Below are 21,758 nucleotides of genomic sequence, written 5' to 3' on the forward strand. Positions count from 1 at the left end.
GGTTTGGGCTTCAAGCTTCAAGCTTCAAGCTGCAAGTCGAAGCGGTTCTGCTTTTACTTGCAGCTTGCAGCTTGGCGCTTGCAGCTGAATTAATTCAAATGTTCGACGCGAATCCGGACTACCGGCCCAACCACACCTTGGAGAGCTTCCAGCGCCTGGATGGCATCATTGATGTGCTGTTCGAGCACGCGATGGGTCAGCAGGATCATCGGCACCTGGCCGTTTTGCTCCTCGACTTCCTTCTGCATGATCGACTCGATATTGATACCGCGCTCCGACAGGATGCTGGCGACCTGGGCCAATACGCCCGGGTGATCCTGGGCCTGGATGCGCAGGTAGTAGGCGCTTTCGCAGGCTTCGATCGGCAGGATCGGATGGGCTGACAACGAATCCGGCTGGAAGGCCAGGTGCGGTACGCGGTTTTCCGGGTCGCTGGTCATGGCGCGGACCACGTCCACCAGGTCGGCGATCACCGACGAAGCGGTGGGCTCCATGCCGGCGCCGGCGCCGTAGAACAGGGTCGAACCCGCCGCATCACCGTTGACCATCACGGCGTTCATCACGCCATTGACGTTGGCGATCAGGCGGTCGGCCGGGATCAGCGTCGGGTGTACACGCAACTCGATACCGGCCGGTGTGCTGCGCGCCACGCCCAGGTGCTTGATGCGGTAGCCCAGGGCTTCGGCGTAGTTCACGTCGGCGGTGGTCAGCTTGGTGATGCCTTCGGTGTAGGCCTTGTCGAACTGCAGCGGGATACCAAAGGCGATGGACGCCAGGATGGTTAGCTTGTGAGCGGCGTCGATACCTTCCACGTCGAAAGTCGGGTCGGCTTCGGCGTAACCCAGGGCCTGGGCTTCGGCCAGCACGTCTTCGAAGGTGCGGCCCTTCTCGCGCATTTCGGTGAGGATGAAGTTGCCGGTGCCGTTAATGATGCCAGCTACCCAGTTGATGCGGTTGGCGGACAGGCCTTCGCGGATCGCCTTGATCACTGGAATGCCACCGGCTACCGCAGCTTCGAACGCGACAATCACGCCCTTCTCGCGCGCCTTGGCGAAGATCTCGTTGCCGTGCACGGCGATCAGTGCCTTGTTGGCAGTGACCACGTGCTTGCCGTTCTCGATGGCTTTGAGCACCAGCTCGCGGGCCACGGTGTAGCCGCCGACCAGTTCGATGACGATATCGATTTCAGGGTTGGTGGCAACGGCGAACACATCGTTGGTAATCGCAATACCGGTCGTTTCGAACTGAGGCTTTGGCGAACGCGTGGCAATTTGCGCCACTTCAATCCCGCGACCTGCACGGCGGGAAATTTCCTCAGCGTTACGCTGAAGTACGTTAAAGGTGCCGCCACCGACGGTCCCTAACCCACAGATGCCTACTTTGACCGGTTTCACTGAAGAACTCCCCATGAAACGGCCGACGCGAGGTCGGCCGTGGAAAACAGCCGCACAACTGCGGCTTTCAATTGATGGCCCGTCGACTTATCCACGGGCCATGATCGTCAAAGGTTCGACGATGCTGGTTTATTTGGCACTCAGCGCCAGTTTGGCAACTTGTGGCGCTGGCTGGTAGCCCGGAATCACTTGGCCGTCAGCCAAAACGATGGCCGGTGTACCGTTCACGCCAATGGACTGGCCCAGGGCGAACTGCTTGGAAACCGGGTTGGCGCATTTGGCGGCCTTGATTTCCTTGCCGTCGACCATCTTGTCCATGGCTGCTTTCTTGTCGGCCGAGCACCACACCGCTTGCAGCTGCTCGTCACCCGGCGAACCCAGGCCCTGGCGCGGGAACGCAACGTAGCGCACTTCCACACCCAGCTTGTTCAGCGCAGGCACTTCGGCGTGCAGCTTGTGGCAATACGGGCAGGTGGTGTCGGTGAACACGGTGATGTGGGTCTTGGTCTCGCCAATGGCCGGATAAACCACAGTCTCGGCCACCGGAATGCCATTGATCAGCTTGGATACGCCTAGGCGTTCGGCTTTCTCGGTCAGGTTGACCGGCTTGCCGTCCTTCAACTGGAACAGGTAGCCCTGGACGATGTACTGGCCGTCGGCACTGGCGTACAGCACGCGGCTGCCCTTGAGCTTGACTTCATACAGGCCGGCCATCGGGCTGGCGCTGATGCTTTCGATCGGGGTGTCGAGTTGCAAGTTGGCCAGGCTCTTGCGGATGGCCTGCTCGGCAGCGTCATCGGCAAACGCAAAGGTGGAAACCAACGCAATGGCTGCGGCGGCAATAATCTGGGTCAAGCGCATGGGAACTCCTGAAGGCAGATGCAGGGACGGGAAGGAATACTGCTTGGAAAACACAGCGCTGGGCCGTCCCCTTTGCTAACCGGCAAAGCCTACCACAGTTGGGCCGCAGGGCAGCCCGTGGCGGGATAAATTGGCCTTCTACAGCATGTTTTTCAGCCTCGCGGGTGATGCTTGGCGTGCATATCCTGCAAGCGTGCACGCGCCACGTGGGTGTAGATCTGGGTAGTGGATAAGTCGCTGTGCCCAAGCAGCATTTGCACCACACGCAAATCCGCCCCGTGGTTAAGCAAATGCGTGGCGAACGCATGGCGCAACGTGTGGGGCGACAGGGCCTTGCCGATCCCGGCGACCGTGGCCTGATGCTTGATGCGGTGCCAGAAGGTCTGCCGGGTCATCTGCTCGCCACGCAGGCTGGGGAACAGCACATCACTGGGGCGCCCGCCGAGCAGCTCGCTGCGGGCGTCTCGCATATAGCGCTCCACCCACACAATCGCCTCCTCGCCCATCGGTACCAGCCGCTCCTTGCTGCCCTTGCCCATCACGCGCAGCACGCCCTGACGCAGGTTGACTTGCTCCAGGGTCAGGCTGATCAGCTCCGTCACTCGCAGGCCACAGGCATACAGGACCTCCAGCATAGCGCGATCACGTTGGCCGATGGCCTCACTCAAATCCGGCGCGGCGAGCAAGGCCTCCACGTCGGCCTCCGACAGGGACTTGGGCAATGGCCTGCCAAGTTGCGGCATGTCGATTTGCAGGGTTGGATCGAGAGCAATCAGTTTTTCCCGCAGCAGATAGCGATAAAAGCCACGCACGCCCGAGAGGAATCGCGCCGTGGAGCGCGGTTTGTAGTTCTGCTCCAGGCGCCAGGCCAGATGGTCGAGGATCAGCTCACGACCCGCATTTATCAGTTCGAGTTTTTTCTCCTGCAGCCAGCCATTGAATAGGGCCAAGTCGCTGCGGTAGGCCTGGCGAGTGTTATCCGACAGGCCTTTTTCCAGCCAGAGGGCGTCAAGGAAACGGTCTATCAGGGGGTGGTCGATGGCGGGCATGGGGGCTCAGGCGGATTTCTGTAATGTCTGTTAGATCCTATCGCAGGCAAGCCAGCTCCCACAGGGGTTTTGTGTTGGGTCACTGATTTGTATCCTCCACCGATCAAATGTGGGAGCTGGCTTGCCTGCGAAGGCCGCAACTCGGTCCCAGCTCAGTCGGCAAAGCCAGGTAACACCGGCACTGGGCGTTTGTCCGCATCAATGGCGACAAAGCTGAACACGCCCTGGATTGCTTTTTCGCGGCCATCGGCGCTCATGCTCTCGACGAACACTTCCACCTCGACCTTGAGGCTGGTGTTACCAACTTTGATCACACGGCCGATCAACTCGACGATGGAGCCCGCCGGGATCGCGTGGTTGAAGTCGATACGGTCGGTAGACACCGTCACCAGCGGCAAGCGGCAAAAGCGCGTGGCGGTAATGAACGACACTTCATCCATCCACGCCAGGGCGGTGCCACCGAACAGGGTGTTGTGGTGGTTGGTGGTCGGCGGGAACACGGCCTTGGTTACGTGGGTGACGGACAGGTCAGTGCGGCGCTGGATTTCTTCGAGGCGGGTGGTCATGGACAAATACCGGCAAATAGACAAATTTCAGGCACAAAAAAGCAGCCCGTAGGCTGCTTTTTTTCTGCATCGGGAAGCTGGACTTAAGCCAGTTTTTCCTTGATGCGAGCTGCTTTACCGGACAGGTCACGCAGGTAGTACAGCTTGGCTTTACGTACGTCACCGCGACGCTTAACGGCCATGCTGTCGATTTGCGGGCTGTAGGTCTGGAAAGTACGCTCTACGCCAACACCGTTGGAGATTTTACGAACAGTGAAAGCACTGTTCACACCACGGTTACGCTTGGCGATTACCACGCCTTCGAACGCTTGCAGACGCGAACGGTCGCCTTCCTTCACTTTCACCTGAACGACAATGGTGTCGCCCGGGGCAAAGGTAGGGATCTCTTTGGTCATCTGCTCTGCTTCGAGTGCAAGGATGATTTTGTTAGTCATGCTGTGCTCCTAAGGTAAGCCAATGGACCTACCATCGATACGTTGTTAACTATCGTCCCGCGCGAGGATGTATTCCTCGAGCAGCTTCTTCTCTTCTCCAGAAAGCGAGCGGCTTTCCAGAAGATCGGCGCGTCGTTCATAGGTCCGACCAAGGGACTGCTGTAAACGCCAACGCCGGATGTGTGCGTGATTGCCACTTAGCAATACGTCGGGAACACGCTGATCCGCATACACCTCCGGTCGGGTGTAGTGCGGGCAATCCAGCAAACCATCCGTGAAGGAATCTTCCTCCGCGGAGTCCACATGCCCTAAAGCTCCAGGCAGCAGTCGTGTAACCGCATCTATCAGGACCATCGCCGGCAGCTCGCCGCCAGACAGGACATAGTCCCCAATCGACCACTCTTCATCGACATGAGCTTCAATAAAACGCTCGTCAATGCCTTCATAGCGACCGGCAATCAGGATCAGTGCTTCCTCATTCGCCAGTTCGCGTACCCCAGCCTGTTTCAGCTGACGGCCTTGAGGGGACAGGTAAATTACCTTCGCCTTCTCCCCGGCGGCAGCCTTGGCCTGAACCAACGCGTCTTCCAGGGGCTTGATCTTCATCACCATGCCCGGACCACCGCCAAATGGGCGATCGTCCACAGTGTGATGTCGATCCGTCGTGTAGTCTCGCGGGTTCCAACAGGTGAGCTGCAACAGCCCCTGTTTCACCGCCCGACTGGTGATGCCGTACTCGCTGATGGCGGAAAACATCTCGGGAAACAAACTGATCACTTCAATGCGCAAATTAGCCACGCTTAGAAGTCCGCGTCCCATTCCACCTTCATCTCGCCCGCTGCCAGGTCGACGGCTAACACGCATTGCTCGGTATAGGGCAACAGGCGTTCGCGATCATCCAGGCTGCCAGCGCAAGGCTTGACCACCATTACATCATTGGCGCCGGTTTCCAGAAGATGATCGATTTTCCCGAACAGTTGCCCGAGTTGATCAATAACCTTCAGACCTTCCAGCTGGTACCAGTAGTACTCGCCGTCGGTCAATTCAGGGAACAGGTTGCGCGGCACGCAGATCTCATAACCGGCCAGAAGACGAGCTTCTTCACGATCATCAAGACCCTTGAGCTTTGCGACCAGGAACTTATCGCTCCCGCGTCCACTGACCAGCTCGACCTGTTTCACACTACCCTCGCGCTTGAGCGTCCAGGTTTTGTACTGCAACAGGTTTTCAGTCGGATCAGTAAAGGAATACACCTTCACTTCGCCGCGAACGCCATGAACAGAGTAAATCTTGCCGATAACGATCAAATCATCAGCAACAGCTGGCGTCGCGTTCATATTGCTCAGGCTGCGGCCTTAGCCGAGTCCTTCAACAGTTTTGCTACGCGCTCGGATGGCTGTGCACCCACGCTCAGCCAGTAGGCTACGCGCTCTTGGTTCACGGACAGACGAACTTCTTGACCACGAGCAACAGGGTTGAAGAAACCAACCTGTTCCTTGTGCGAACCGTCACGCGGGTTGCGGCTGTCGGTTACGGTCAAGTGGTAAAACGGGCGCTTTTTGGAGCCGCCAAGGGCAAGACGGATTGTTAGCATGTGAACATCGTTCCTGTAGTCGGTGCTGCAAATCTAAATGCACAGCGGGCATAGGTGCCCGAAAGGCCGCATATTCTAAGGAATATCCGGACTTTTGCAAATGTCTTTTTCTGGCGCCTATCAGCGTGCCATCCAGATCTGCTATAGAGCCGTCGGTTAAAACGGCGAGTCAGCGCCCGCCAATCGCGGGTTTGCTGGAGATCCCACATCCCTGTGGGGCGGAGCAGGAGCTGGGCTCCCGCTCGAATACTTTACATTTTCGGCATGCCGCCGCCGGGCAACATACCGCCCATGCCGCGCATCATCTTGGCCATTCCGCCCTTGGCGGAGAATTTCTTCATCATCTTCTGCATCTGCTTGTGCTGCTTGATCAAGCGACCGATGTCCTGCACCTGGGTGCCGGAACCCATGGCGATCCGACGCTTGCGCGAACCGCTGATCAGCTCAGGGTCGCGGCGCTCGGCCGGGGTCATGGAATTGATGATGGCTTCCATCTGCTTGAACTGCTTCTCTGCCGCGCCCTGGGCATTGCCCATTTGCGCCAGGTTCACACCGCCGATGTTCGGCAGCTTGTCCATCAGGCCGCCGAGTCCGCCCATGTTCTTCATTTGTTGCAGCTGGTCGCGGAAGTCTTCGAGGTCGAAGCCCTTGCCCTTCTTCAGCTTCTTGGCCAGCTTGTCGGCCTTGTCCTTGTCGAGCGTGGCTTCAGCCTGCTCGATCAGGCTGAGCACGTCGCCCATCCCGAGGATGCGCGAGGCGATACGCTCAGGGTGGAACGGCTCGAGCGCTTCGCTCTTCTCGCCCATACCGATGAACTTGATCGGCTTGCCGGTGATGGCACGTACCGACAGCGCGGCACCGCCACGGGCGTCGCCGTCGACCTTGGTCAGGATCACACCGGTCAGCGGCAGTGCGTCACCAAAGGCCTTGGCGGTGTTGGCCGCATCCTGGCCGGTCATGGCGTCGACCACGAACAGCGTCTCGACCGGGTTGATCGCGGCATGCAGCGCCTTGATCTCGCCCATCATCTCTTCGTCGATGTGCAGGCGACCGGCGGTATCGACGATGACCACGTCGATGAACTTCAGCTTGGCTTCTTTAATAGCGGCGTTGGCAATGTCGACCGGCTTCTGGCTCAGGTCGGACGGGAAGAAGGTCACGCCTACTTCGCCAGCGAGCATTTCCAACTGCTTGATGGCCGCCGGACGGTACACGTCGGCCGACACCACCATCACGGACTTCTTCTTGCGCTCTTTAAGGAAGCGCGCCAGCTTGCCGGCGGTGGTGGTCTTACCCGCACCTTGCAGACCGGCCATCAGCACGACGGCCGGTGGCACGGCGCTGAGGTTCAGGTCTTCGTTGGCCGCGCCCATCAGGCTTTCGAGCTCGGCCTGGACGATCTTCACAAAGGCCTGGCCCGGCGTGAGGCTGCGGGACACTTCGGTGCCCACCGCGCGCTCTTTGACCGAGTTGACGAAGTCCTTCACCACCGGCAAGGCCACGTCGGCTTCCAGCAACGCCATGCGCACTTCACGCAGGGTGTCTTTAATATTGTCCTCGGTCAGCTTGGCCTTGCCGGTGACATGGCGCAGCGTCTGCGAGAGACGGTCAGTCAGATTTTCAAACATGCGCGATCCTTTCAGGCCCTATTCATAGACCGAGGTAATGGCGGCCCAGGCTGTGGTAAATCGCTATTAAAAACAGCGCTCGGTGAGCCTGCGGCGTGGGCAGGTCGCGGATTATAGCGAAGACTGCCGCCATGCACACCCGCTGTCTGGCTTGAGAGTCTTTCGTGTTACGCGGGGGTATGCCAAACTCAGCGCCTTTCGGGCTTGCCTAACAGGATTTATGCTCCCTTTGTCACCCAGTTTGCTACCCAGCCTCGCCGCCGCCATTTTGTATGCCGCTGCGACTCTCTACCAGGGCACTCGTCTGGCCCAAGGCGCCAAGGCGGACAAACGCCTGCTGGTCGGCCTTGGCGTCCTTGCCCTGCTGGCCCATGCTGCCAGCCTGTTTACCCATTTGATGACGCCCGTCGGCCTGGGCCTGGATTTTTTCAGCGCCGCCAGCCTGATCGCGGCTGCCGTCATCGCATTGACCCTGCTGGCGTGCTACCGGATTCCCGTCGAGAACCTGCTGGTGCTGCTATTCCCCTTGGGCGTGCTGACGGTGCTACTGGCGCAATTCGCCCCCACCGGCACGGTGCAGGTGATTGATGAAGAGCCGGGCATCCTCGCGCACATCCTGCTGTCGATCCTCGCTTACGGCATGTTCACCATCGCGGTGTTCCAGGCCCTGCTCCTGCTGCTGCAGGACCACCAGCTCAAGCACAAGCACCCCTCGGGGCTGATCAAAAACTTCCCGCCGCTGCAAACCATGGAAAGCCTGCTATTCGGCTTCCTGTGGGCCGGCTGGACGCTGCTGTCGCTGTCGCTGATCTCCGGCTGGCTGTTCGTCGAAAACCTGTTCGCCCAGCACCTGGTGCACAAGACCCTGCTAGCGTGCCTGGCCTGGGTGGTGTTCAGCGTGTTGCTGTGGGGCCGCAACCGCCTCGGCTGGCGCGGGCACAAGGCGATCCGCTGGACCCTGGCCGGTTTCTGCCTGCTGATGCTGGCCTATTTCGGCAGCAAGCTGGTCCGCGAATACATCCTGCATATCTGACGGGCAGCGATCATGGACAACCTGCCACTGGAGCCGATGCTCGCGGTAATCGCCCTGCTGGTCCTATGGGCCGCACTATTCACCGCCATCGAAGCCGCGCAACAACACCTGCTGGCCCTGCGCCCCGGCACACGCCAGGGCGACAAGGCCGCCACCCGCCTGAGCTTCCCGCGTAACAGCCTGATCCTGTGCAACAGCCTGTGTCGCGCCGCCGTGGTGATCCTCTGCACGCTGCTGGCCATCTATGCCTGGGCGCAGAACGGGCCCTGGCTGGGTTGGATGATCTCCTGCGCGATCCTGCTGGTTCTGGCCGACTACCTGCCCCGCGCCCTCGCCGTACGTTATCCACAGGGCGTGCTGGGCTTTGGCAATACGCTGCTGGGCGTACCGCTGAAAATCCTCTACCCGTTGGCCTGGCTGCTCAATGGCATCAGCCTGTTGCTGTTGCGCCCTTTTGTGCGCAAGGCCGGCGTAGTGAAAAAGAGCGACGAGCCGCTGCCCGGCCACGACGACGAGCCGGAACCCGAGACAGACGAAGACCGCACCCCAGGCATGCCCGGCATCCACGCACTGGACAACATCACCGTCAATGACATCCTGGTGCCACGCAGCGAAGTGGACGGCATCAACCTGGATGACTCGGTCGAGGACATCATCGAGCAACTGCGCACCTCCCAGCGTACGCGCCTGCCGGTGTTCCACAGTGATATCAACCAAGTGCAGGCCGTGCTCAACACCCGGCAGATCCAGCACCTGCTGCCCGACGCCAGCCTGACCAAGGAAGCGTTGCTCGCCGCCTGCCACGAACCCTACTTCGTCCCGGAAAGCACGCCCCTGCAACTGCAACTGCTGAACTTCCACAAGCAACAGCGGCGCCTGGGCATGGTGGTGGACGAGTACGGCGAAGTGCTCGGCATTGTGACGCTGGAAGATATTCTCGAAGAAATCGTCGGTGAATTCGAAAGCGAACAGAGTGCCGACAACCCGCATATCGAGGCCCAGCCCGATGGCCGCTACATCATTGATGGCGCCGCCTCGATCCGCGAACTGAACAAGAGCTTGAGCTGGCACTTGCCCAGCGATGGCCCCAAGACCCTCAACGGCCTGGTCACCGAAGCGCTGGAGACCATTCCCGATTGCGCGGTGTGCCTGAAAATCGGGCGCTACCGCCTGGAAATCCTCGAGACCGAGGACAACCGCGTGAGCAAGGTGCTGATCTGGCACACCAGCCGAATGCCCGTCGCCGCCTGAATCAACTCGGTTCATGTGGGAGCTGGCTTGCCTGCGATAAAATCGCCTCGGTTTCACTGAATGGCCGAGGTGCCTGCATCGCAGCGGTGCGACGACTCGACAAGCCAGCTCCCACCCCCCCCCATTCCAGACCTTAGATCCTCGCCAGCCCCCTTGTTGGATCCGCAAACCCCTTCCTATAATCCCACCGGCTTACCAGAGCCCCGCCCGACCGCGTGCTACCCGCACTCAGCGCGTCCAGGCACCGCTTTACCGTGTCCGACCGGTGTTCGCTCCCATCCCGAGCCTGCCCGCGCACTACCCTGATCCATGGGTGTTCGACCAATAATAATCCGCGTCCAAACGCGCAATGACCGTCAGGGATACCGCCATGAGCACCACCTACAACGAGGCCGCGACCGCCGCCCCGACCAACTCGACTGCACGGGTCGCCACGGCGAGCATCGTCGGCACCGCCATTGAGTTCTACGACTTCTATATCTACGCCACGGCCGCTGCGCTGGTGATTGGCCCGGTGTTCTTCCCGCAGACCTCCGGCACCGCGCAGATGCTGGCGTCGTTCCTGACCTTCGGTATCGCTTTCATCGCCCGCCCACTGGGCTCGGCGCTGTTCGGCCACTTCGGTGACCGCATCGGGCGCAAATCGACGCTGGTGGCCTCACTGTTGCTGATGGGCGTGTGCACCACGCTGATTGGCTTGCTGCCCGGCTATGACAGCATCGGGGCCTGGGCACCGATCCTGTTGTGTGTGCTGCGTTTCGGCCAGGGCCTGGGCCTTGGCGGCGAATGGGGCGGCGCGGCACTGCTGGCGACCGAGAATGCGCCCAAAGGCAAACGCGCCTGGTTTGGCATGTTCCCGCAGCTCGGCCCGTCGATCGGCTTCCTGGCGGCCAACGGTTTGTTCCTGATCCTGGCCATGAGCCTGAGCGACGAGCAATTCCGCAGTTGGGGCTGGCGAATTCCATTCATCCTCAGCGCTGCATTGGTGATGGTTGGCCTGTACGCACGGCTGAAGCTGCATGAGACACCGGTATTCGCCAACGCCGTCGCCAAGGAAGCCCCGGTCAAAGTGCCGTTGGTGGAATTGTTCAGCCAGCACTGGCTACCGGTATTGCTCGGCGCCGCGTCGATGGTGGTGTGCTATGCCCTGTTCTATATCACCACCGCGTTTTCCTTGAGCTACGGTGTTTCTACCCTGGGCTACAGCCGCGAAACCTTCCTCGGCCTGCTGTGCTTTGCGGTGCTGTTCATGGGGCTGGCGACACCGCTGGCGGCCTTGGCCAGTGATCGCTACGGGCGCAAGCCGGTGCTGATCGTCGGCGCGATCCTGGCGATTCTGTCGGGCTTTACCATGGAGCCATTGCTCACCCACGGTTCGACCTGGGCCGTGGCGCTGTTCCTGGCGCTGGAGCTGTTCCTGATGGGCGTGACCTTCGCACCGATGGGCGCGCTGTTGCCGGAACTGTTCCCGACCCGCGTGCGTTATACCGGCGCTTCGGCAGCGTATAACCTGGGTGGGATTGTCGGCGCATCGGCAGCACCATTCTTCGCGACCAAGCTGGTGGCGATGGGTGGCCTGAGTTATGTCGGTGGGTATGTGTCGGCGGCAGCGTTGCTCAGCTTGATTGCTGTGCTGTGCCTGAAAGAGACGCGTAACAACGATTTGAACAAGGTCGCCTGACAGACCGCCTTCGCGAGCAAGCCCGCTCCCACAGTTGACCGCATTTATCCAATAGGAACGCGGTCGAATGTGAGAGCGGGCTTGCTCGCGAAAGGCACGCCTCGATTACAGCTCGACTACAACGGCTTTGGAAGCACGAGTAGCCTTCGCCCGGGCCGCTTCAATCGACTCATCCCGCGCCAACGCCACACCCATGCGGCGCTGGCCATTCACTTCCGGCTTGCCAAACAGACGCAACGCCGTGTCCGGTTCACTCAACGCGGCGCCCAAGTTGGCGAACGCAGTCTGGGTCGACTGGCCTTCCACCAGAATCACCGCCGAAGCCGAAGGCCCGAACTGACGGATCAACGGGATCGGCAGGCCCAGAATGGCGCGAGCGTGCAAGGCGAACTGCGACAGGTCCTGGGAAATCAGGGTCACCAGGCCGGTGTCATGCGGGCGCGGCGAGACTTCGCTGAACCACACCTGATCCCCCTTGATGAACAGCTCCACGCCAAACAGGCCACGGCCACCCAGGGCCTCGGTCACCGCTTTGGCAACGCGCTCGGACTCGGCCAGGGCAATCGGGCTCATGGCCTGCGGCTGCCAGGATTCCTGGTAGTCGCCCTTCTCCTGACGGTGACCGACTGGCGCGCAGAAGGTGGTACCGCCGACGTGACGCACGGTCAGCAGGGTGATTTCGTAGTCGAAGTCGATAAAGCCTTCGATGATCACGCGACCTTTACCCGCACGCCCGCCTTCCTGGGCGTAGTCCCAGGCTTTCTGCACGTCGTCGACGCTGCGTAGCAGGCTCTGGCCCTTGCCCGACGAACTCATCACCGGCTTGACCACGCACGGGAAGCCCAAGTCCTGCACGGCCTTGCTGTAGTCTTCGAAGGTATCGGCAAAGTGGTACGGCGAGGTCGGCAGGTCCAGCTCTTCGGCGGCCAGGCGGCGGATGCCTTCACGGTTCATGGTCAGCGAGGTGGCACGCGCAGTCGGGATCACGGTGAAGCCTTCAGCTTCCAGTTCCACCAGGGTGGCCGTGGCGATGGCCTCGATTTCCGGCACGATGAAGTGCGGTTTTTCGGCTTCGATCACCGCACGCAGAGCAGCACCGTCGAGCATGTTGATCACGTGGCTACGGTGCGCCACCTGCATGGCCGGCGCGTTGGCATAGCGATCCACGGCAATCACTTCAACGCCCAGGCGTTGCAGTTCGATTACCACTTCCTTGCCCAGCTCACCGCAGCCACACAGCAAAACGCGGGTCGCGGTTGGCGACAATGGAGTTCCGATTCGGGTCATCTCAGGTCCTCAGGGGAGCGGATCATTGGGAGAAAGGCCGGCATTTTACATGAACTGCAGCAATTGGCCTCAGTTGGCGACGGCCCGCTTGCGGATGCGCCAGGCCATGATCAACCACACCACCGTGACCCCGGCGAACTTCGACACCAACGCAGTGCCCGCCACCGCTGGGGTGAGCGCGCCGATCAAGCCGAAGAAGATGAAGGTATCGAGAGGAATACTCAGGGCCGAACTTATCCACAGGCGGTCGTGCAGCGGGCGCTTAGTGATACTGAACACCAGCCAGTCAATGCACTCGGACACCGCAAACGCCGTGGCGCTGGCCAGGGCAATGGCCGGGTCGGACGTGACATACGACAACACCAGTGCCGCCAGCATGGCGATGATTGCACCGTGGCCAAAGCGGGTTTGCACCATGTCGCGCAGGATGAATACCAGGCCACCCCAGGCGGACCAGATAACGTCCAGGTGCGGGGCGGTGGAGAAGGCGAAATTGATCAGCACGACGCTGCTGATGTAGGCGATCAGGAAGAGCATGGGGGATGGACCTGTGAACAAGGGGCACAGGGTACTTCACATTTGGAAATATGTCGTCTGGGAGGGCCTCATCGCAGGCAAGCCAGCTCCCACATTCAACCGCGTTTAACCTGTTGGAACCCGGTCAAAATGTGGGAGCTGGCTTGCCTGCGATGGCGGTCTATCAGCCGCCGGATTTCCCGGAAACCATAAACACCATCCCACTCGCCACCGCCCGCTCATGGCACAACCCCAACACCACCCGGCGCTCGGCATTATCCATACGGCTCCAACGCGTAATCTCATCCACCGTGCGCTGGCAGCCAGTACAAATATCATCGTCATCCAATGCGCAAATGCTCACGCACGGCGACGCAACAGGGCGCTCAATCGGGTTCATTCTTCCTGCTCAACCAAGTCACGCGCATAACGCTGCGAGTTATGCACATAGTGCGCGGCGCTGGCTTCAAGCATGCGTTTCTGTGCGTCGGTCAACTCCCGCACCACCTTGCCCGGCGAACCCATCACCAGCGAACCATCAGGAATTTCCTTGCCTTCGCCAATCAGCGAGTTGGCGCCAATGATGCAGTGCTTGCCGATCTTGGCGCCGTTGAGGATCACCGCGTTGATACCGATCAGGCTGTAATCATCCACCGTGCAGCCATGCAACATGGCGTTGTGGCCAATGGTCACGCCGGTGCCCAGGGTCAGCGGGTAGCCCATGTCGGTGTGCATCACGCTACCGTCCTGCACGTTGCTGTTTTTGCCGATCAGGATCAGTTCATTGTCGCCACGCAACACCGCGTTGAACCAGACATTGGCGCCCTCCTCCAGCTTGACCTTGCCCACCAGCGTGGCATTCGGTGCCACCCAGCTCTGCGGATGAGTCTCGACGCGAGCGTCGCCCAGGCGGTATTTCATGGTTGTTCCTCACGGCATTGCCATTCAAGTGATGGCTTAGGTATTGATGAAGCTCTTGGGTGGCTGGTGCAGGCTGATCTTGGCGTCGTCATAGAGCAGATTGATCAACTCGACGATCATAATTGCCGTCAGCCCCCAGATCTTGTATTCGCCGAATCGATAGCTGGGCACGTACCAACTGCGGCCCTGGTAATCGATCCGGTGGGTATGTTCCCGTGGGTCCTGTCGGAAGAAGTCCAAGGGCACGCTGAAAACAGCGGCGATTTCGGCATCGTTGGCCAGGTATTCGACGTAATCGGGGATGACGCCGACATACGGCGTAACCCGAATGCCATGCAGGGAGATCAACGGGCTCAGCGGGCCGATCACTTCGACCAGCCCGGGCGGCAGGCCGATTTCTTCTTCGGCCTCGCGCAGCGCGGTAAAGATCAAGTCCGGGTCTTCGGGGTCGCGGCGCCCGCCAGGGAAGGCCACTTCGCCACCATGGGTCGAGAGGCCGCTCGCGCGCAGGGTCAGGATCAGCTCAGGTTCGTCACTGCGGGTAATCGGCACCAGCACCGCGGCCTCGGGGAAACGCCCGTCGGTTTCCAGCGTGTGGGGGGTGTGATTGCTTACCCGGCGAAGTAGCTCGTCCAGCATGAGTCATCTCGGTCTGTTGGCTACCTTGCATCATGCACCAAAGCGTGCGGGTGCCCAACCCCAAAACCCGCGCCGTGTCGCTAAACGACAACTTGTTGCAGCGCCCTGCCCGTCACGCCAAGATAGACGCACTTTCCAGGAACCCCAGCATGAATTTCTGCAGCCAGTGCGGTAAACCGGTCACCCAACGCATCCCCGAAGGCGACGGCCGCCTGCGCTTTGTGTGTGATCACTGCTCGACCATCCACTACCAGAACCCCAACATCGTCGCCGGCACCGTACCCGTGTGGGGCGATAAAGTGCTGCTGTGCCGCCGCGCCATCGAACCGCGCCTGGGCTACTGGACCCTGCCCGCCGGCTTCATGGAAAACGGTGAGACCGTGGAACAGGCCGCCATGCGCGAAACCCTGGAAGAAGCCTGTGCCCGCGTGCACAACCTGAGCATTTACACGCTGATCGACGTACCGCATATCAACCAGGTGCATATTTTCTACCGCGCCGACCTGCTCGACCTGGACTTCGCCGCCGGCCCCGAAAGCCTGGAAGTGCAGCTGTTCGACGAAGTTGACATCCCGTGGTCCGAGCTGGCTTTCCGCACGGTCGGGCGCACCCTGGAATACTTTTTCGCTGACCGCAGGCAACAGTCGTTCCCGGTGCGCAGCGAGGCCGTGCCGCCCATGGGCAAGCCCGCGCCATGACCCAGCGGATACCCGTTTTGATGCGTTGGTGGCTTGCGCTGCTCTGCCTATCGTTCGCCACACTGGCGCCAGCCGCCACGGTGCAGACCCTGGGCGGTAAAACGGTCGAGAAAGTGCTGGTGCTCAAGTCCGCCCACCAGTTGCAGTTGATCAATGACGGCAAGCCGTTCAAGACCTACCGCATCTCCCTGGGCAAGAACCCCAAGGGCCACAAGCTGATCGAGGGCGACCGCCGCACGCCAGAGGGCCTGTACTGGATCGACTGGCGCAAGACCAGTGACCGCTTCAACCTGGCCATGCACATCTCCTACCCAAACATCAGCGACGCCGCCCGCGCCCGCCGCGAAGGCGTGAAGCCCGGCAGCATGATCATGATCCACGGCACCCCCGACACCGAGGATTACCCGGAACAGTGGTTCCACACCCTGGACTGGACCGACGGCTGCATCGGCATGCGCAACGTGGACATGCGCGAAGTGTGGAACCTGGTCAAAGACGGCACCCTCATCGAGATTCGTCCGTAATCTCGTACCGTTCGTAAAATAATTCGAAAAAAATTCCTGCCCTGCCCCGCGCCCGCCGGTGAATACCAGTTCACCCCCGCGGGCTGCGCACTTCTGCACGCGATAAAGACCTCTCTAATACCACTTGATACCAGGCCCCATTGCGGGGCCCTACAACCAATGCCTGCACCATTTTGACTGCATTGACATGGTATTTAAGTGGTATTAATTTCCGGCCCATACCGGGCGACAACACTCCAATAACCGCATCGGAAACCTTAACGATGAATCCCATCCTGGCCCTGCGCCCCGACGACAAACAATCCACGCCGCTGTACCTGCAATTGGCGCGCAAACTGGAAGCGGCGATCCATGCCGGCCAGTGGACGTCCGAGCAGGCACTGCCGTCAGAACGCGTACTCAGCGAGCAATTGAGCATTTCACGCGTCACCGCACGCAAGGCGTTGGAAGTGTTGTTTGCCCAAGGGCTGATCCGCCGCAACCAAGGTTCCGGCACCTATATTTCGCCACGTTTGGAACAGCCGCTGTCGCGCCTGTCGGGGTTCAGCGAAATGCTGCGACTCAAGGGTTTCGTGCCCAGCTCCCAATGGCTGGAGCGTGAACTGACCCAGCCGACCCACGAAGAGATGATCCGCCTGGGCCTGTCGCCCGCCGACAAAGTGGCTCGCCTCAAGCGCTTGCGTAAGGCGGATGACACGGTGATGGCAATTGAAATGACCACCATGCCCGCCTCGGTGCTGCCACAGCCACAAGCCATCGGCCACTCGCTGTACGAGTACCTGGAAGGCATCGGCAAACCGGTGGTGCGCGCCCTGCAGCATATCCAGGCGATCAACGCCTCGGACGAGTTCGCCAAGCTGGTCGGCATCGCCCCCGGCACCGCCATGCTGCTGATGACCCGGGTCGGCTACACCGCCGATAACACGCCGATCGAAATCACCGACACCTACTGCCGCAACGACTACTACGACTTCGTCGCAGAACTGCGTCGCCACGACTATTCCGCTGAACTGCGAATTTAGAGAACTGCCCATGTCCGAAGACAACATCCTCACGCCCAGCGGCTGGATTCGCGGCCGCCTGGTGCACGCGCACGGCAAGGTCGTCGCCATCGAAGGCACGCCCTGCGACCCGGCTGAAAACGAGTTGCCCTACCTGCTGCCGGGCTTTATCGACCTGCATGTGCACGGCGGTGGCGGCGCGGACATCATGGAAGGCCGCGATGCCTTCGAGACGATCACCCGCACCCATGTGCGCTTCGGTACTACCTCGTTGCTGGCCACCACCATGACCGCTCCGGTGGAGGAAATCTCAAGCGTGCTCTGCCAGCTCGGCACCTTCTGCGAGCAACGTCCTGCCGGCAGCGCCCGTGTACTCGGCGTGCACCTGGAAGGGCCCTACATCAATCCCGGAAAACTCGGCGCCCAACCCAACTTCGCCCACACCGCGTTGATGGCCGAAGTGGAAGCCTACCTGCGCCTGGCGCCTATCCGGGTGATCACCATCGCGCCGGAAATCGCCGGGCATGACGGCCTGATCCGTGCCCTCAGCGAACGCGGCGTGCGCATGCAGATCGGCCACACCCTGGGCAGCTACGAAGAAGGCGTCGCCGCCCTCGCCGCCGGGGCCACCAGCTTTACCCATTTGTACAACGCGATGAGCCCGTTGCATCACCGCGAGCCGGGCATCGTCGGCGCCGCGTTGGCCCACGCCAAATACGCCGAATTGATCCCGGATCTGCTCCACGTTCACCCCGGCGCCATGCGCGTGGCGTTGCGCTCGATCCCATGCCTGTATTGCGTCACCGATTCCACCGCCGCCGCCGGCATGCCCGACGGTGAATACAAACTGGGCAGCCACACCGTGACCAAATGCCTGGGCGGCGTGCGCCTGGCCGACGGCACCCTGGCCGGCAGCACCCTGACCATGGACCAGGCGCTGCGCAACCTGGTGAAGATCGGCTTGCCCATCAGCGAAGCCTCACAACGCCTGTCGCAATTTCCTGCGGACTACCTGGGCCTGGAAGAACGCGGTCGCCTGCAACCCGGCAGCTTTGCCGACTGCGTGCGCCTGGACCGCTCCCTGACACTCACCGACGTAATGGTCGAAGGAGAAACCATTGACTTCAAAAATGCTTGAAGAGGCCCTGGCCTCCTGCGACGCCGTGGCCGCCCAACTGCAACGCCTGGACCCGGCGCTGGAGGAAATCGCCGGCCGCCTGCGCCGTCAGCCGCCGCAGGTGGCGATGACCATCGCCCGTGGCAGTTCGGACCATGCCGCCAGCTATTTCGCCTACCTGACCATGCAGCACGTCGGCATTCCGGTGGCGTCGTTGCCGATGTCGGTAGTGACCCTGTTGCAGGCGCCAATGAAAGTCAGCGGCCAGGTGGCGTTTGGTTTCTCCCAGTCGGGGCAAAGTCCGGACTTGGTGAACAGCCTGCGTCTGCTACGCAAACGCGGTGCCCTGAGCATTTCGCTGGTCAACGCCGAAGACTCGCCGCTGGAAGCCGCCTGCGAATTCCATGTGCCGCTGTGCGCCGGGCCGGAACACAGCGTGGCCGCGACCAAAAGCTTCATCGCCACCCTCAGCGCCAGCGCGCAGCTGATCGGCCACTGGAACCAGGAAACCGAGTTGCTGCAAGCCTGCCGCGCCCTGCCCGATGACCTGCGTGCCGCCGCCCAGCAAGATTGGACGGTTGCCATCGACGCCCTGCGCGACTGCCAGCAATTAATGGTCATCGGTCGCGGCGCCGGTTTCGCCATCGCCCAGGAAGCTGCACTCAAGCTCAAGGAAACCTCGGCGATCCAGGCCGAAGCCTTCAGCAGCGCCGAAGTGCGCCACGGGCCGATGGCCTTGATCGACAAGAATTACCCCTTGCTGGTGTTCGCCCCACGCGGCGCCGAGCAGGCTGGCCTGTTGAGCCTGGCCGCCGATATGCGCCAACGCGGCGCCCGTGTGTTGCTGGCTGCGCCAGACGATATCGCCGAACGCGACCTGACCCTGAGCCGCGCCGAACACCCGACCCTGGACCCGATCCTGGCGATCCAGAGTTTCTACGTGATTGCGGCAGGTTTGGCGCAAGCCCGGGGCATGGACCCGGACCAGCCGCGTCACCTGAGCAAAGTTACCCGCACTCACTGAGTGGCGTTTTCCTGATGAGTACCGTGCCCATGCCCTACAACAATAATGAATTGACCCTCAGCGCCCCGTTAAGCGGGCCCGTGCTGACCCTGGGCGACGTTCCTGATGAAGTGTTCGCAAGCCACGCCATGGGCGACGGTATTGCCATCGACCCCCTGAACGATTGCCTGCATGCGCCCTGTGACGGCGTGATCATCCATGTCGCGCGCACCGGGCACGCCCTGACGATTCGCGCCCAGAACGGTGCCGAGGTGTTGATGCATGTGGGCATCGATACGGTGGAACTGAACGGCGATGGCTTTGCCTTGCAGGTGAAGGAAGGCGCGAAGGTGAGCAAGGGGCAAGCATTGGTGCAGTTTGACCTGGACCGCATTGCGCGCCAGTGCAAGAGCTTGATCAGCCTGATCATCCTGACCAATGGCGAACGTTTCGAATTGCGTTCGGTAGCCGGGCAATCGATCAAGGTCGGCGAGCCGTTGTTGCGGGTCGTGGCGCGTTCGGCGGCAGCGGTTCAAACCGCTGTGGATAACTCGGACGCTGAAGTCAGCGCCAGCGTGCGCATCACGCATCGCGGTGGTTTGCATGCGCGTCCGGCGGCGTTGATCCGCAAGACGGCCCAGGGTTTCAGCAGCCAGGCACAGCTGCATTTCGGTGACAAATCAGCTTCGTGTGACAGCTTGATTGGCTTGATGGGACTGGGTATTGGCGAAGGGGATGAAGTGCGTGTGAGCTGTCGCGGCAAGGATGCGGAGGCGGCGTTGCAGGCACTGGTCGCGGCCTTGTCCGCCGCCATTAAGGAAGAACACCACGCCCCCGTCGTTGCCACCCCACGCCGAGCCAACACCGAAGCCGGCGTGTTGCAAGGTGTGTGTGCTGCTCCGGGTCTCGTATGTGGGCCGCTGTTCCGCCTGACGGGTATCGAACTGCCGGCAGACACCGGCCACCATGCTGCCGATGAGCAACTGCAACGCCTGGACACCGCCCTGGAGCAAGTGCGCAGCGAAATTCGCATGACTCTGGATCAAGCGCGCCAGCGCAAGAACGTCGAGGAAGAAGACATCTTCGCCGCCCACCTCGCGCTGATGGAAGATCCTAACCTGCTGGAAGCCGCGACCGGCTCCATCGAAAAAGGCAGCGCAGCGACTCACGCCTGGCGCGATGCAATCCAGGCGCAATGCGCGGTATTGCTGGCCCTGGGCAAACCACTGTTTGCCGAACGCGCCAACGATCTGCGTGATTTGCAACAACGGGTACTGCGTGCGTTGCTGGGTGAGGCCTGGCATTTCGAATTGCCCGCGGGGTCGATTGTCAGCGCCCATGAACTGACCCCCTCAGACCTGCTGCAACTCAGCGCGCAACAGGCCGTCGGCATTTGCATGGCCGAAGGCGGCGCCACCTCTCACGTGGCAATCCTGGCTCGCGGCAAAGGCTTGCCCTGCGTGGTGGCGTTGGGTGCCGAAGTCCTCGATGTGCCCCAAGGTCAACGTGTGGTGCTGGACGCCGCCAACGGCCGCCTGGAACTGGCACCCAGCGACGCGCGCCACGCCGAAGTGCACCAGATTCGTGACGCGCAGAAACTGCGTCGCCAGCAGCAACAGGCCCAGGCCCAACAGCCGGCGCGCACCAGCGATGGTGTGACCATCGAAGTGGCCGCCAATGTCGCTTCCAGTGCCGAAGCCCAAGTGGCGTTTGAAAACGGTGCCGATGGCGTCGGCCTGCTGCGCACCGAATTCCTCTTCGTCGACCGTCGCACCGCGCCGGACGAGCAGGAACAACGCCACGCCTACCAAGCCGTACTGGATGCCATGGGCGACAAGTCAGTGATCATCCGCACCATCGACGTGGGCGGCGATAAGCAACTCGATTACCTGCCACTGCCCGTCGAAGCCAACCCGGTGCTGGGCCTGCGCGGTATCCGCATGGCCCAAGTGCGCCCGGAACTGCTCGACCAGCAACTGCGCGCGCTGCTGCAGGTCTCCCCACTGGAGCGCTGCCGCATCCTGCTGCCGATGGTCAGTGAGGTGGATGAGCTGCTGCAGATCCGCCAGCGTTTGGATGAGTTGTGCGTGGAGCTGGAACTGACCCAGCGCCCCGAACTGGGCGTGATGATCGAAGTGCCCGCAGCCGCACTGATGGCCGAGCAGTTGGCCAAGCACGCGGACTTCCTGTCCATCGGCACCAATGACTTGTCCCAGTACACCCTGGCCATGGACCGCGACCACGCCGGTCTTGCCGCGCGCGTCGATGCGCTGCACCCGGCGCTGCTGCGGCTGATCGCCCAGACCTGCGCGGGCGCTGCAAAACACGGGCGTTGGGTCGGCGTGTGTGGCGCTCTCGCCTCCGACCCGTTGGCCACGCCGGTCCTGGTGGGCCTGGGGGTCAGCGAGCTGTCGGTAAGCCCGCCGCAGATCGGAGAAATCAAGGACCGTGTCCGCCACCTGGACGCGGCGCAATGCCGGCAACTGAGCCAAGGGCTGCTCGACCTGAGCAGCGCCAAAGCCGTTCGCCAAGCCTGTCAACACCACTGGCCGCTGAGCTGA

23 protein-coding genes are annotated in these 21,758 nt (G+C 61.4%); 9 read left to right on the forward strand and 14 right to left on the reverse strand.

The window, feature by feature from the left end; translation table 11 throughout:
• Positions 1-89: 89 nt before the first annotated feature.
• The 9 genes from KHP07_RS15000 to ffh form a co-directional block, all read right to left on the reverse strand.
• Positions 90-1,394, reverse strand: coding sequence for a homoserine dehydrogenase (locus KHP07_RS15000; RefSeq protein WP_033898582.1), 1,305 nt, complete (start codon positions 1,392-1,394; stop codon positions 90-92).
• 129 nt (positions 1,395-1,523) lie between these two features.
• A complete protein-coding gene (locus KHP07_RS15005; protein WP_214497427.1) occupies positions 1,524-2,255 on the reverse strand; it encodes a thioredoxin fold domain-containing protein in 732 nt (243 codons plus the stop codon).
• A 152-nt stretch (positions 2,256-2,407) separates the two neighbouring features.
• Complete coding sequence (gene xerD / locus KHP07_RS15010) at positions 2,408-3,304, reverse strand: site-specific tyrosine recombinase XerD (protein ID WP_214497428.1); 897 nt, start codon at positions 3,302-3,304, stop codon at positions 2,408-2,410.
• A 152-nt stretch (positions 3,305-3,456) separates the two neighbouring features.
• On the reverse strand, positions 3,457-3,870 hold the full coding sequence (locus KHP07_RS15015) for an acyl-CoA thioesterase (protein ID WP_016977715.1): 414 nt from the start codon (positions 3,868-3,870) through the stop codon (positions 3,457-3,459).
• Between the two features lie 83 nt (positions 3,871-3,953).
• On the reverse strand, positions 3,954-4,304 hold the full coding sequence (gene rplS, locus KHP07_RS15020; protein ID WP_003175895.1) for a 50S ribosomal protein L19: 351 nt from the start codon (positions 4,302-4,304) through the stop codon (positions 3,954-3,956).
• Positions 4,305-4,349: 45 nt separating this feature from the next.
• Positions 4,350-5,123 (reverse strand): tRNA (guanosine(37)-N1)-methyltransferase TrmD, encoded by a 774-nt coding sequence (trmD, locus tag KHP07_RS15025; protein WP_016971933.1) that lies wholly within the window; start codon positions 5,121-5,123, stop codon positions 4,350-4,352.
• The gene (gene rimM / locus KHP07_RS15030) at positions 5,105-5,641 is read right to left on the reverse strand and encodes a ribosome maturation factor RimM (protein WP_053135622.1); all 537 of its coding nucleotides are present in this window, start codon (positions 5,639-5,641) and stop codon (positions 5,105-5,107) included. Before rimM ends, trmD begins: the two co-directional genes overlap by 19 nt.
• A 5-nt stretch (positions 5,642-5,646) precedes the next feature.
• A complete protein-coding gene (gene rpsP, locus KHP07_RS15035) occupies positions 5,647-5,898 on the reverse strand; it encodes a 30S ribosomal protein S16 (protein WP_003175899.1) in 252 nt (83 codons plus the stop codon).
• Between the two features lie 251 nt (positions 5,899-6,149).
• Positions 6,150-7,526 (reverse strand): signal recognition particle protein, encoded by a 1,377-nt coding sequence (gene ffh, locus KHP07_RS15040; RefSeq protein WP_003193965.1) that lies wholly within the window; start codon positions 7,524-7,526, stop codon positions 6,150-6,152.
• Between the two features lie 220 nt (positions 7,527-7,746).
• Between ffh and KHP07_RS15045 the strand changes: the two genes are divergently transcribed.
• From KHP07_RS15045 to KHP07_RS15055, 3 genes are all read left to right on the forward strand, one after another.
• The gene (locus KHP07_RS15045; RefSeq protein ID WP_099494249.1) at positions 7,747-8,559 is read left to right on the forward strand and encodes a cytochrome C assembly family protein; all 813 of its coding nucleotides are present in this window, start codon (positions 7,747-7,749) and stop codon (positions 8,557-8,559) included.
• A gap of 12 nt (positions 8,560-8,571) precedes the next feature.
• Complete coding sequence (locus tag KHP07_RS15050) at positions 8,572-9,810, forward strand: transporter associated domain-containing protein (protein WP_214497429.1); 1,239 nt, start codon at positions 8,572-8,574, stop codon at positions 9,808-9,810.
• Positions 9,811-10,180: 370 nt separating this feature from the next.
• A complete protein-coding gene (locus tag KHP07_RS15055) occupies positions 10,181-11,491 on the forward strand; it encodes an MFS transporter (protein WP_078050075.1) in 1,311 nt (436 codons plus the stop codon).
• A 105-nt stretch (positions 11,492-11,596) separates the two neighbouring features.
• Here KHP07_RS15055 and purT read toward each other — a convergent pair whose 3' ends face one another.
• From purT to KHP07_RS15080, 5 genes are all read right to left on the reverse strand, one after another.
• Positions 11,597-12,778 carry a formate-dependent phosphoribosylglycinamide formyltransferase gene (purT, locus tag KHP07_RS15060; RefSeq protein ID WP_078050076.1) on the reverse strand — a complete coding sequence of 394 codons (1,182 nt, stop codon included), beginning with the start codon at positions 12,776-12,778 and terminating at the stop codon, positions 11,597-11,599.
• 69 nt (positions 12,779-12,847) lie between these two features.
• The gene (locus tag KHP07_RS15065) at positions 12,848-13,315 is read right to left on the reverse strand and encodes a VUT family protein (RefSeq protein WP_015885703.1); all 468 of its coding nucleotides are present in this window, start codon (positions 13,313-13,315) and stop codon (positions 12,848-12,850) included.
• 163 nt (positions 13,316-13,478) lie between these two features.
• Positions 13,479-13,694, reverse strand: a complete 216-nt coding sequence (locus tag KHP07_RS15070) for a DUF1289 domain-containing protein (protein WP_078050077.1) — start codon at positions 13,692-13,694, stop codon at positions 13,479-13,481.
• Positions 13,691-14,215 carry a gamma carbonic anhydrase family protein gene (locus tag KHP07_RS15075; protein WP_010207972.1) on the reverse strand — a complete coding sequence of 175 codons (525 nt, stop codon included), beginning with the start codon at positions 14,213-14,215 and terminating at the stop codon, positions 13,691-13,693. The genes KHP07_RS15070 and KHP07_RS15075 overlap by 4 nt, the downstream gene beginning before the upstream one ends.
• Positions 14,216-14,251: 36 nt before the next feature.
• Positions 14,252-14,854 carry a CoA pyrophosphatase gene (locus tag KHP07_RS15080; protein WP_071489281.1) on the reverse strand — a complete coding sequence of 201 codons (603 nt, stop codon included), beginning with the start codon at positions 14,852-14,854 and terminating at the stop codon, positions 14,252-14,254.
• A 149-nt stretch (positions 14,855-15,003) separates the two neighbouring features.
• Here KHP07_RS15080 and KHP07_RS15085 point away from each other — a divergent pair, with 149 nt between their 5' ends.
• The 6 genes from KHP07_RS15085 (at position 15,004) to ptsP (ending at position 21,758) form a co-directional block, all read left to right on the forward strand.
• A complete protein-coding gene (locus KHP07_RS15085; RefSeq protein ID WP_078050078.1) occupies positions 15,004-15,552 on the forward strand; it encodes an NUDIX hydrolase in 549 nt (182 codons plus the stop codon).
• Positions 15,553-15,572: 20 nt separating this feature from the next.
• Positions 15,573-16,076: a L,D-transpeptidase family protein gene (locus KHP07_RS15090; RefSeq protein ID WP_078050079.1), complete on the forward strand. Its 504-nt coding sequence runs from the start codon at positions 15,573-15,575 to the stop codon at positions 16,074-16,076.
• 263 nt (positions 16,077-16,339) lie between these two features.
• Positions 16,340-17,098, forward strand: coding sequence for a GntR family transcriptional regulator (locus tag KHP07_RS15095; protein WP_016977704.1), 759 nt, complete (start codon positions 16,340-16,342; stop codon positions 17,096-17,098).
• 10 nt (positions 17,099-17,108) lie between these two features.
• Positions 17,109-18,215 (forward strand): N-acetylglucosamine-6-phosphate deacetylase, encoded by a 1,107-nt coding sequence (gene nagA / locus KHP07_RS15100; protein ID WP_214497430.1) that lies wholly within the window; start codon positions 17,109-17,111, stop codon positions 18,213-18,215.
• Positions 18,208-19,218 carry an SIS domain-containing protein gene (locus KHP07_RS15105; protein WP_214497479.1) on the forward strand — a complete coding sequence of 337 codons (1,011 nt, stop codon included), beginning with the start codon at positions 18,208-18,210 and terminating at the stop codon, positions 19,216-19,218. Before nagA ends, KHP07_RS15105 begins: the two co-directional genes overlap by 8 nt.
• 29 nt (positions 19,219-19,247) lie before the next feature.
• On the forward strand, positions 19,248-21,758 hold the full coding sequence (gene ptsP, locus KHP07_RS15110; RefSeq protein WP_214497480.1) for a phosphoenolpyruvate--protein phosphotransferase: 2,511 nt from the start codon (positions 19,248-19,250) through the stop codon (positions 21,756-21,758).

Source organism: Pseudomonas sp. VS40, from assembly GCF_018587885.1.
Classification (GTDB): Bacteria; Pseudomonadota; Gammaproteobacteria; order Pseudomonadales; family Pseudomonadaceae; genus Aquipseudomonas; species Aquipseudomonas pergaminensis.